The following is an 11640-nucleotide window of genomic DNA, read 5'->3' on the forward strand; positions in this document are numbered from 1 at the left end:
CGTGACCGACCTCGCTTTCGACCTGCTGGACCGGCTGCCCCGCTTCGACGGGTTCGCCAGCCGGACCCCCTACCTGAAGGACCCGGAGCTGAAGCGCTCCCGCAAGGTCTGCCCGTCGCTGGAGGACGCCATCCGGCGCTCCGGCCTGAAGGACGGGATGACCATCTCCTTCCATCACGCCTTCCGCGAAGGCGACAAGACGATCAACACCGTGGTCGATCTGCTGGCCCGCCTGGGCTTCAGGGATCTGACGCTGGCGCCGTCGTCGCTGCTCAGCTGCAACGCGCCGCTGATCGAGCATATCCGCAACGGCGTCATCAGCCGCATCTACACCTCCGGCATGCGCGGCAAGCTGGCCGAGGCGATCAGCCACGGGCTGATGGCGCATCCGGTCAACATCCACTCGCACGGCGGGCGGGTGAAGCTGATCCAGGACGGCGAGCTTAAGATCGACGTCGCCTTCCTCGGCGTGTCGACCGCCGACTGCTTCGGCAACGCCAACGGCATCAGCGGACGCTCGCGCTGCGGCTCGCTCGGCTATGCCAAGGTGGATGCCCGCCATGCCGGCACCGTGATCCTGCTGGCCGAGGAGATCGTGCCCTTCCCCAACGCGCCGGCCAGCATTTCGCAGGACGAGGTCGATTATGTGGTCAAGGTCGAGCAGATCGGCGACCCGTCGAAGATCAGCGTCGGCGCCGCCCGCATCACCACCAACCCGCGTGAACTGTTGATCGCCCGGCTGTCGGCCGAGGTGATGGTGCATTCCGGCTATTTCGAGCAGGGCTTCTCGATGCAGACCGGCTCCGGCGCATCGGCAACGGCGACGACGCGCTTCCTCGAAGGCTACATGCGCAAGAAGGGGATCACCGCCAGCTTCGCGCTGGGCGGCATCACCGGCGGCATCGTCGATCTGCACAGGAAGGGCCTGATCGAACGGGTGATCGACACCCAGAGCTTCGACGGCGACGCGGCGGAATCGCTGCGCACCTCGCCCAACCACATCGAGATCTCGACCAACGAATATGCCAATGCCGGCTCCAAGGGCGCCTATGTCGACCAGATGGATCTGGTGATCCTGAGCGCCCTGGAGATCGACGTCGATTTCAACGTCAACGTCATCACCGGGTCGGACGGGGTGATGCGCGGGGCGTCGGGCGGCCATTCCGACGTGGCGGCGGCGGCCAACCTGTCCATCGTGGTGGCGCCGCTGATCCGCAGCCGCATCCCGACGGTGGTGCGCCGCTGCACCACGGTGGTCACGCCGGGCGAATGCATCGGCGTGCTGGTCACCGACCACGGCATCGCCGTCAACCCGCGCCGGCCGGAGATCGCCCAGCGGCTGAAGGCCGCCGGCCTGCCGGTGATGACCATCGAGGCGTTGCAGCAGCGCGCCGAATCCCTGACCGGGGAACCGCGGCCCATCGAGTTCCTCGACAAGGTGGTCGGGATCGTCCGCTACCGCGACGGCAGCGTGATCGACATCGTCCGGCAGGTGAAGGGCTGACCGTCATGCACGGGATAGCCGTCTCGCTGGCCGACATGCTGGAGGCGCGCGACCGCCGCGCCGCCCGCCAGCAGGCGCTGTTCGCCCGCCATGGCCTGCCGCTGCTGTCGGTGACGCTGGTGACGCCGGGGCCGGTCAAGGTGACCGGGACCAGCCGCTTCGTGATGGAGACGGCGGCGGCGGAGTTGGACCGGCTGTTTCGCCGCACCGGCTGGCCGGTGGCGGCCCATCTGCCGGTGCGGGCACCGACCGGGCTGGAGGCGCTCTATGCCGTCGATACCGAGGCCCGCGTGCTGAAATGGGCGGCAGCGACCCTGGAGGACGACCATCCGCTGGGCCGGCTGTGGGATCTGGACGTGCTCTGTCCGATGCAGGGCGGCCTGTCGCGCAGTGCGCTGGGGATGGGACCGCGGCGCTGTCTGGTGTGCGGGGAGCCGGCCCATGGCTGCGCCCGCTCGCGCCGCCATCCGCTGGACGAGCTTCTGGCGGCCATCGAGGAGAGGGTGAATGCCTATCGCACCCATTGAAGAGCGGATCGGGGCTGTCGGGGAGCCGCTTGCGGCCCCTGGTCCCGGCGGGATGGAGGGCGAGCGCTCGCTCGGTTTCGACCTCGCGCATCTGGCCCACCGCTCGCTGTTGCGTGAGGTACTGCTGACGCCGAAGCCGGGGCTGGTGGACCGCCGCAATTGCGGCTCTCACCGCGACATGGACCTGTCGAGCTTCCTGGCGTCGGCCCGTGCCATCGCCCCGTGGTTCCGCCGGTTCTTCCAGCGCGGACTGGACGGTTGCGCCGTGCCGGCCGAGCTGTTCCTGGCGGGGATCCGCGCCGACGGCATGGCCTGCGAGAGGGCCATGCTGCATGCCACCGGCGGGGTCAACACCCACAAGGGCAGCATCTTCGCCTTCGGCCTGCTCTGTGCCGCCGCCGGCCGGCTGGTGGGGCAGGGGCGGGCGCTGCACCGCGATCCGCTGTGCGCGGAGGTGGCAGCGGTCTGCGCCGAGGTGGTCGAGGAATTGCGGCGGCCGGGGGAGGCCGGGACGGCGGGCGAGCATCTTTACCGCCGCCATGGCCTGACCGGAGCGCGCGGCGAGGCGGCCTCCGGCTTCGCCATTGTGCGGAACCACGCGCTGCCGGCCTTCGAACGGCTGCGCGCCCATGGGTCGCGGACGGCATTGCATGGGGCGCTGCTGGAACTGCTGGCCTTCAACCCCGACACCAATGTGGTGTCGCGCGGCGGACTGGTGGGGCTGGAGTTTCTCCAGGGCGAGGCGATGCATCTGCGCCGCGACGGCGGGGTTGCGGCACCGGACTATCTGCGCCGGCTGGCGGTGCTGGACGACGAGGCGATCCGCCGCAACCTCAGCCCCGGCGGAAGCGCCGACCTGCTGGCGGTGACGTGGTTCCTGGCCCACCTGCCGGCGACGATGCCCTGTCAGGCGCCGTACCGCTGGGCGCCGTGCCACCGGGTGCCATGCCATTGACCGTTGCGGACAAGAAGGGGGCGGGTCGACGACCGCCGGGGCCGATGGAATTCGATCACATGCGCGAGGTGGATGCGGCCCTGATGGAGGCGTCGGCGCGCTACAGCTTCGTGCTGGTGCCGGGCCTCTATGACAGCGGCCCGGAACATTGGCAGAGCTTCTGGCAGGCCCGCCACCCCTTCTGGCTGCGCATCACCCAGAGCAACTGGAACGTCCCCGACATCGAATGCTGGGTCGGCGCCGTCCGCCGTCTGCTCGGCCAGCGGGCGCGTCCGGCCATCCTGGTCGGGCACAGTTTCGGGGCGCTGGCCTCCTGCTGCGTGGCCGGCGACCGCAGTCACGACATCGCCGGGCTGATGCTGGTCGCGCCCGCCGAGCCCTCGCGCTTCGAAGCGGAGGAGCGGGTGCCTTCGCTGGCGCTCGGCGTGCCCGCCGTGGTGGTGGCGAGTCACAACGACCCGGTGATGCGCTTTCCGCGCGCCGTCCATTGGTCGGGCGTCTGGCAGGCCGATCTGGTCGATCTCGGCGAGGCCGGGCACATCAACGCCGAAGCCGGCTTCGGTCCCTGGCCCTACGGCCTCCGGATTCTGCATGCCCTGGTCGGCCATATCGAGGCCGCCCGCATCCAGGGCCAGTGAGTTTGTCAAAATTTTCTTCGGTCTTCCCTGCGCTGACAGGCTTCTGACAGTTCCAAGTGATAGAAGAAATCATTGGGTGTTCTGAGGAACAAGCGTCAGTCAATGAATAAAATCAGAAGATATGGATGCGTTATTACTCGATCTAACATCGATATACGACATTCTTTGGTAAGAAGAGCGGCATTTTTCCCGTCCAATCGTCACGCCTTGTTTTTTCGCGATTGAATCGCAGCGCTGCGAAACGCTCTGCACCGACTGTTTCCAACCCTCCAGCCCAGGACCGGACCCGGCAGCGTCCCGTCCCGTCTTTGCCGACCGCTGCCGGAGCACAAACAAAACCGAATGTCCGGAGGACACCATGCCCAGTGAAGTCTCTCTTTCCTCCCTTGCCCTCGACGAGCCCGTCTCGTCCGTGTCCGCCGCCCGCCGGTCCTGGCGCGAGGTCTGGTGGGGGCTGCTCGACCAGCGCGTCGGCATCGTTCCAGTCCCGGTGTTCGTGGTTCTGCTCGCGGTGTTCGCCGGGGCGGTCGCGACCGGATCGCTGACCCACGAGATCAACATGATGATCGCCGTGCTGGCGGTCTGCGGCTTCAGCTGCGGCGAGCTGGGCAAGCGTCTTCCGGTCTTCCGCCACATCGGCGCCGCGGCGATCTTCGCCACCTTCATCCCCTCCGCCCTGGCCTATTACCAGGTGCTGCCGGCGCCGATGCTGAAGGCGGTGGTCGATTTCACCAAATTCACCAACTTCCTCTATCTGTTCATCGCCTGCATCATCGTCGGCAGCGTGCTCAGCATGAACCGCGACGCGCTGGTGAAGGGCTTCTTCAAGATCTTCGCGCCGCTCGCCAGCGGTGCCGTCGCCGCCGCCTGCGTCGGCACGCTGGTCGGCAGCCTGCTCGGCCTCGATCCCAAGCACACCTTCTTCTTCATCGTCGTTCCGATCATGTCGGGCGGTGTCGGCGAAGGGGCCATCCCGCTGTCGATGGGCTATGCCGAGATCATGAACGGCAACCAGGGTGAGATCTTCGCGCAGGTGCTGCCGATGGTCATGCTGGGCAGCCTGATGGCGATCCTGATGTCGGGCCTGCTGAACTTCATCGGCAAGCGCATGCCGCAGCTGACCGGCAACGGCCAACTCCAGCCCGGCGGCGCCGATTTCACCAAGACGGCCGCCAGGAGCAGCGGCCCCGTGGATGCCAACACCGTCGCCGCCGCCGGGCTGTTCGCCGTCACCCTCTATCTGATGGGCGTCATGGCCCAGAAGATCGTCGGCCTGCCGGCCCCGGTGGCGATGCTGTTCATCGCCGTGCTGATCAAGGTGTTCCAGCTCGCCTCTCCCTCGCTGGAGGCCGGCGCCGGCGTCGTCTACAAGTTCTTCCAGGTCGCGGTCACCTATCCGCTGCTGTTCGCCATGGGTGTCGCGGTGACGCCGTGGGACAAGCTGATGTCCGCCTTCACCATCCAGAACCTGATCATCATCTTCTGCACGGTGGCGACGCACATGAGCGTCGGCTTCATCGTCGGCCGCATGGTCAAGATGTACCCGATCGAAACCGCGATCATCAATTCCTGCAACTGCGGCCAGGGCGGCACCGGCGACGTGGCCATCCTGACGGCGGCCAACCGGATGCAGCTGATGCCCTTCGCCCAGGTTGCGACCCGGATCGGCGGCGCCATCACCGTCACCCTGTCGCTGATCGCGATGGCGAAGCTGATGTGACCGCCGCAAACGGCTGTCATTCCACCGCCACCGGACGTCCCGCTTCCCAAGGAGCGGGACGTCCGTCGTTCAGGGACACGAGGGCGGCGGCCTCAGTCGTCCGGCTGCACCGGAATGCCGTGCTTGCGCAGCTTTGCGTAGAGGTTGGTGCGCGACAGGCCGAGGCTGCGGGCGGCCTCCAGCTTGTTGCCCCGGCAGTCGGCGAGCGCCTCTAGGATCAGCGACCGTTCCAGATCGTCCATCGCGGCGGCCAGCGGGCGTCTTCCCTCCACCGGGGCGGGGCGGTCGAGGGGAGCGTCCGGCAGGATGTCGGCGAAGTCGTCGGCGAGGATGCGGTCGCCTTCGGTGCGCACATAGACCTGTTCGATGACGTTGGCCAGTTCGCGGATGTTGCCGGGCCAGTCGTGGCGTCGCAGTGCGTCGAGCGCCGACGGGGTGAGGTCGCGCATCGGCTGGTCGAGGCTGAGCGCGACCTTCTCCGAAAACAGCGAGGCGAGGATTTCCAGATCGTCCCTGCGGTCGCGCAGCGCCGGCAGCTGGATCGGGAAGACGTTCAGCCGGTAATAGAGGTCCGGCCGGAAGGCGCCGCTGCGCACCATCTCGGCCAGCGGCCGGCTGGTCGCCGCGATAATGCGGACATCGACCTTGACCACTTGGTTGGATCCCAGCGGCTCGACCTCGCGTTCCTGCAGGGCGCGCAGCAGCTTGGCCTGCAACGGCAGCGGCATGTCGCCGATCTCGTCGAGGAACAGGGTGCCGCCGTCGGCCAGCTGGAACTTGCCGGGGCGCGGCTGGCGGCCGGCACCGGTATAGGCGCCGGGGGCGACGCCGAAGAACTCCGCCTCCAGCAGGTTTTCCGGGATGGCGGCGGTGTTGACGCCGACGAAGGGGCGGTGGGCGCGGTCGGAGCAGGCATGGATCGACTGCGCCACCAGCTCCTTGCCGGTGCCGGTCTCGCCCAGCAGCAGCACCGCCGAGGCGATCTGGCCGGCCCGGCGCACCAGCCGCTTGACCTGGAGCATCGCCGGGCTGAAGCCGATCAGGTTCTCGACCGTGTATTTCGACGCCCGGCTGGCCGCCAGCTCCTGTTCGACCCGGGTCAGCCGGGATTGCAGCTTGTTGAAGCGGTCGGCGATGGGGCGGAGATAGGTCAGGCTGTTCTTCAGGGCGAAGGCAAGGGCGCCGATGACCTCGCCGGTCTCGTCACGCAGCGGCAGGCGGCTGACCAGCAGCGTGTGTTCGCCATAGCGCATGATGTCGAGCGGCATCGACCGGCCGGTTTCCACCACCTCGCGCATCCGGCTGTGCGGGATGACGCGCTCCACCGGCAGGCCGATGGCGTCCGCCCGTGACTGGAGTCCCAGCTGCGCCATCAGCTTTTCAGTGAACCAGACATGCCTGTCGTTCGACCAGACGATGCGGGCGTCGCGGTCGACCAGCAGGGCGCCATCGATCATCTCGTCGACCATCGCCATCAACGCGCATGCCGCAGCGAACTGCTCGCTTCGATCCGTTGGCATTCCCAGCCCTCCCTTGTGCGGACTGTCAATATTACGCACAGTATCTGTCAGAAAAATGAACACGATGGAAGGGCTGATTTCCTGGGAAACCGGGGATCCTGGTGGGCCGGACTGTGCGCACTCGCAAACACCGGGACGGCATGCTTGAGCAGGCTTTCAACAAAATCCTGACTTAACAGCCACTTGGCTCCCTGGCACAACCATTGCTTACCAAGCATTCCAAACAGCGTCTATGGCGAACAATCAGGGCAGCGCTTTATGGGCGCCGGTCAAGCGGGACGGGGGAATGCACAGACCATGACACACCAGCGCATCGCCATCATCGGCGCCGGGATGATGGGGCAGGGGATCGCGCAGGCGTTCGCCGTTGCCGGCCATCGCGTCGAGATCCAGGAACCCGATGCCGTTCGCCGGGCCGGCATCCTCGACCGTATCCGCCGGACCCTCGGTGACCAATCCCTTGGCGGTCTGGGCCAGGACACCGCGATCGTCGACCGTATCCGGCCGCACGAGACGCTGGAGGCGGCGGTCGCCGCCGCCGACATCGTCATCGAGGCGGTGCCGGAAGACCTCGCCCTCAAGCAGCGCATCCTGGCGGCGGCGGAAGCGGCGGCACCGTCCCATGCGCTCCTCGCCAGCAACACGTCGGTTATCCCGATCACCCGGATCATGGAACCGCTGCGCGACCGCACCCGCGCGCTCGGCACCCATTGGTGGAACCCGGCCCATCTGATCCCGCTGGTCGAGGTGGTGCGGACGCGCGACACCGCCGATGCGGCGGTCGCCGCGATGACCGGCCTGCTGAGGTCCATCGGCAAGCTGCCGGTGGAGGTCCGCAAGGATGTTCCCGGCTTCATCGGCAACCGCCTTCAGCATGCGCTGTGGCGCGAGGCCATTGCGCTGGTTCAGGACGGCGTGTGCGACGCCGAGACGGTCGACACCGTGGTCAAGGCCAGCTTCGGCCGGCGGCTCGCCGTGCTGGGGCCGCTGGAGAACGCCGATCTGGTCGGCACCGACCTGACGCTGGCGGTCCACGGCCATGTCCTGCCCGACCTCGACCGCACGCCGGGGCCGCAGCCCCTTCTCAGCGAGCTGGTCGCCTCCGGGCGGCTCGGCATGAAGACCGGCGCCGGTTTCCGGGTCTGGAGCGAGGGACAGCGGGAGGAGGTCGCCGCCCGTCTCGCCGCCCATCTCCAGCGCCTGGACGAGCTTGAGCGTGGATAGCCGCCCCCCGCCGAACACCGCCGAATATCTCGAATCGTCCGGGCCTTCCCGCCCGGAGCAGCACAGGAGGGCCTTGCATGGCCGCATCGAAGAAAAAGGTCATCATCAGCTGCGCGCTGACCGGATCGATCCACACCCCCACCATGTCGGACGCCCTGCCGGTGACGCCCGACGAGATCGTCGAGCAGGGCGTCGGCGCGGCGGAGGCCGGGGCGGCGATCCTGCATCTGCACGCCCGCGATCCCCGCACCGGCCAGCCGACGCCCGACCCGGCGGTGTTCATGGAGTTCCTGCCGCGGCTGAAACAGTCCACCGACGCGGTGCTGAACATCACCACCGGCGGCTCGCTCAACATGACGGTGCAGGAACGCCTCGCCGCCCCGCTGCTGGCCAAGCCGGAGATGTGCTCGCTCAACATGGGGTCGATGAATTTCGGCATCTTCCCGCTGGCCGACCGCTACAAGAACTGGAAGCACGATTGGGAGGAACCCTATCTGCGCAGCACCGACGACTTCATCTTCCGCAACACCTTCCGCGACATCGCCTATATCCTCGAACATCTCGGCGAGGGCTGCGGCACCCGGTTCGAGTTCGAGTGCTACGATGTCGGGCATCTGTACAATCTCGCGCATTTCCTCGACCGCGGGCTGGTGAAGACGCCGCTGTTCATCCAGACCATCTTCGGCATTCTTGGCGGCATCGGGGCGGAGGAACGCAACCTCGTCTTCATGCGCGAGACTGCCGACCGGCTGTTCGGCAAGGATTACGAATGGTCGGTGCTGGCCGCCGGCCGCCACCAGATCCCCTTCACCACCATGGCCGCAGTGATGGGCGGCAACGTTCGCGTCGGGCTGGAGGACAGCCTCTATCTCGCCAAGGGCCGGCTGGCCCGCAACAGCGCCGAGCAGGTGGCGAAGATCCGCCGCATCCTGGAGGAGCTGTCGCTGGAGGTCGCCACCCCGGAAGAGGCGCGCGCCATGCTCGACTTGAAGGGCGCCGATCAGGTGGCGTTCTGACGCGCCATCATCCGACCGAGGAACGAAGAGAGATGCAGAACAGAATTGCTGTTGTCACCGGCTCCACCAGCGGCATCGGGCTGGCGACGGTGCGGGAGCTTGCCGGCCGCGGCTGCGACGTGATGGTCAACGGCTTCGGCGACCGTGCGGAGATCGACCGCAACTGCGCCGAAATCGCCGAACGGACCGGCCGCCGGATCGTCTATTCCGCCGCCGACCTCAGCCGGCCGGAGGAGGTGCGCGCCATGATGGCCGACGCCGCCGACCGGCTGGGACCGGTCGACATCCTGGTGAACAATGCCGGCATCCAGCATGTCGCAGCACTGGACGAGTTCCCCGACGACAAGTGGGACCTGCTGCTGGCGGTCAACCTCAGCGCCGCCTTCCATGCCATCAAGGCGGCGGTGCCGTCGATGCGGGAGCGGGGCTGGGGGCGCATCGTCAACACCGCGTCGGTGCTGGGCATGGTGGGCGCACCGCACAAACCGGCCTATGTCGCCGCCAAGCATGGCATCATCGGCCTGACCAAGTCGGTGTCGATCGAGCTGGCGCCCCACGGCATCACCTGCAACGCGATCTGCCCCGGAACGGTGCTGACACCGATCATCGAGCGCCAGATCGCCCAGCAGGCGCAGGTCACCGGCCTGCCTGAGGATCAGGTGCTGCGGGCGGTGTTCCTGGAGAGAATGCCGACCGGCCGGCTGATCGCGCCGGAGGAGGTCGCGTCCGCCATCGCCTTCCTGTGTTCCGACGCCGCGGGGTCGATCACCGGAGCAGCCCTTCCCGTCGATGGCGGCTATACCACCCATTGATCTCCGCCTCCCGGCCGTCCAGCCGGGACTGGTGTCCGAAACAGCAAAACCAAAACACCAAAAACCGTCCAATTGGGGAGCGAACCATGCGTAAACCGCTTGTTGCCGGGCTTCTCGCCGGCATCGCCCTGGCCGTCCTGGCGTCCGGCGCCGCCCAGGCCCAGATGTCCGACAACGTCATCAAGATCGGCATGCTGTCCGACCGCTCCGGCATCTACGCCGACATCAACGGCGAGGGATCGGCGGTGGCGGCCCGGATGGCCGCTGAGGAGTTCGGCAATGCCGTGAACGGCACGAAGATCGAGATCATCGTCGGCGACCACCAGAACAAGGCGGACATCGCCGCCAACCTGGCCCGCCAGTGGATCGATACCGAGAAGGTCGATGTCGTCGCCGACGTGCCGAACTCCGCCGCAGCGCTGGCGGTGCAGGCGATCACGCGCGACAAGAAGCGCCTGTTCCTGATGTCCGGCCCCGGCTCGACCGACCTGACCGGCAAGGAGTGCAGCCCCTACGGCTTCCAGTGGACCTGGGACAACCATGCCGTGGCTTCCGCCACCGCCCGCGCGCTGGTCGAGCAGGGCCGCAAGAGCTGGTTCTTCATCACCGCCGACTACGCCTTCGGCCATTCGCTGGAAGCCGAGGCGGCCACCACGGTCAAGCAGCTGGGCGGCACCATCAAGGGCAGTGTGCGCCATCCGCTGGGGGCGTCCGACTTCTCCTCCTACCTGTTGCAGGCGCAGGCATCGGGGGCCGAGGTGGTCGCCTTCGCCAATGCCGGCGGCGACACCATCAACGGCGTCAAGCAGGCGGCCGAGTTCGGCATTCCCCAGGGCGGCCAGACGCTGGCGGGGCTACTGCTGAACATCAACGACATCCAGGCGCTCGGGCTGGAAACCTCGCAGGGGCTGATGCTGGCGAACTCCTTCTACTGGGACATGACCGAGGAAACCCGCGGCTGGTCGAAGAAGTTCGAGGAGCGGACCGGCCGCAAGCCGTCGATGAACCAGGCCGGCGTCTATTCGTCGGTCCGCCATTACCTGAAGGCGGTGCAGGAGCTGGGCACCGACGATCCCGACAAGGTGGCGGCGAAGATGCGCGCCATGCCGGTCACCGACATGATGATGAAGGAGGTGAAGATCGCCGCCAACGGCCGCGTCTTCGACGACATGTATCTGGCGCAGGTGAAGACGCCTGCAGAGTCGAAGTACGCCTGGGACTATTTCAAGATCCTGAAGACCGTTCCCGGCGCGCAGGCCTACATCGACCCGAAGGACAGCGGCTGCCCGCTCGTCAAGTGATGCCCGGCAAAGGGCTGTGATGCCACGGGCCGTCCGGACGGCGGCCCTTGGCCTTCCCGCCGCTCTTGCCCCGCCGCTCTTGCGGGTGACGCCGGTTTCAATGACCGGGACCGTCCCCATGTCTACGGCTCCCGGTCGCGGCTCCCGTCCGCAGCCGGGGCGTGTCATTCGCAGCCGGTAGGGAAGGGAACGATGAGCAACCTGAGCAAAGTCCTCGGCGTCATCCTGGCCAACGGGCTGGCCGGCCGCACCGGTCGCGGGCCGGCCTTCGCCGCCGCCATGCCCCTGCTCCTCGGCAAGAAGGGCAAAAAGAAGATGAAGGGCTATTACGGCCACGGCCATGGCATGCCCCATGTTCCGGCAGCCGGTTCGGGGTTGCTGCAGAAGGCGGGCCTCGCCTCGCTCGCCTATCTCGCCTACCGG

11 protein-coding genes (1 of these 11 only partly in view) are annotated in these 11640 nt (G+C 67.3%); 10 read left to right on the forward strand and 1 reads right to left on the reverse strand.

All coding sequences use genetic code 11. The annotated features are described in order from the left end of the window. The first annotated feature begins 1 nt into the window (after window position 1). The 5 genes from citF (at window position 2) to ABNQ38_RS03550 (ending at window position 5344) form a co-directional block, all read left to right on the forward strand. Window positions 2–1504: a citrate lyase subunit alpha gene (gene citF, locus ABNQ38_RS03530; protein WP_377805727.1), complete on the forward strand. Its 1503-nt coding sequence runs from the start codon at window positions 2–4 to the stop codon at window positions 1502–1504. Between the two features lie 5 nt (window positions 1505–1509). Continuing rightward, window positions 1510–2031, forward strand: coding sequence for a citrate lyase holo-[acyl-carrier protein] synthase (gene citX, locus ABNQ38_RS03535; RefSeq protein ID WP_377805728.1), 522 nt, complete (start codon window positions 1510–1512; stop codon window positions 2029–2031). Next, window positions 2012–2986: a triphosphoribosyl-dephospho-CoA synthase CitG gene (citG, locus tag ABNQ38_RS03540; protein WP_377805729.1), complete on the forward strand. Its 975-nt coding sequence runs from the start codon at window positions 2012–2014 to the stop codon at window positions 2984–2986. Before citX ends, citG begins: the two co-directional genes overlap by 20 nt. Before the next feature lie 59 nt (window positions 2987–3045). Beyond that, entirely contained in the window at window positions 3046–3624 is a 579-nt protein-coding gene (locus tag ABNQ38_RS03545) for an RBBP9/YdeN family alpha/beta hydrolase (RefSeq protein ID WP_377805730.1), read from the forward strand. Window positions 3625–3982: 358 nt separating this feature from the next. Continuing rightward, window positions 3983–5344, forward strand: coding sequence for a 2-hydroxycarboxylate transporter family protein (locus tag ABNQ38_RS03550; RefSeq protein ID WP_377805731.1), 1362 nt, complete (start codon window positions 3983–3985; stop codon window positions 5342–5344). Window positions 5345–5436: 92 nt separating this feature from the next. On the opposite strand, the gene ABNQ38_RS03555 is transcribed toward ABNQ38_RS03550, so the two are convergent. Beyond that, a complete protein-coding gene (locus ABNQ38_RS03555) occupies window positions 5437–6864 on the reverse strand; it encodes a sigma-54 interaction domain-containing protein (RefSeq protein ID WP_377805732.1) in 1428 nt (475 codons plus the stop codon). A 297-nt stretch (window positions 6865–7161) separates the two neighbouring features. On the opposite strand from ABNQ38_RS03555, the gene ABNQ38_RS03560 reads away from it, so the two are divergent. The 5 genes from ABNQ38_RS03560 to ABNQ38_RS03580 all read left to right on the forward strand — a co-directional run. Next, window positions 7162–8088: a 3-hydroxyacyl-CoA dehydrogenase family protein gene (locus tag ABNQ38_RS03560; protein WP_377805733.1), complete on the forward strand. Its 927-nt coding sequence runs from the start codon at window positions 7162–7164 to the stop codon at window positions 8086–8088. A 77-nt stretch (window positions 8089–8165) separates the two neighbouring features. Continuing rightward, entirely contained in the window at window positions 8166–9104 is a 939-nt protein-coding gene (locus ABNQ38_RS03565) for a 3-keto-5-aminohexanoate cleavage protein (RefSeq protein ID WP_109451048.1), read from the forward strand. A 32-nt stretch (window positions 9105–9136) separates the two neighbouring features. Continuing rightward, a complete protein-coding gene (locus ABNQ38_RS03570; RefSeq protein ID WP_377805734.1) occupies window positions 9137–9916 on the forward strand; it encodes a 3-hydroxybutyrate dehydrogenase in 780 nt (259 codons plus the stop codon). Between the two features lie 86 nt (window positions 9917–10002). Beyond that, window positions 10003–11217 (forward strand): ABC transporter substrate-binding protein, encoded by a 1215-nt coding sequence (locus tag ABNQ38_RS03575; protein ID WP_377805735.1) that lies wholly within the window; start codon window positions 10003–10005, stop codon window positions 11215–11217. Window positions 11218–11409: 192 nt separating this feature from the next. Continuing rightward, window positions 11410–11640, forward strand: the 5' end (the start) of a protein-coding gene (locus ABNQ38_RS03580; RefSeq protein WP_377805736.1) for a tellurite resistance TerB family protein. Its footprint extends 612 nt past the window's final position; the window shows 231 of its 843 coding nt (coding positions 1–231); its start codon is at window positions 11410–11412; the stop codon falls past the right edge of the window.

This window comes from Azospirillum sp. A29, from assembly GCF_042604625.1.
Classification (GTDB): domain Bacteria; phylum Pseudomonadota; class Alphaproteobacteria; order Azospirillales; family Azospirillaceae; genus Azospirillum; species Azospirillum palustre.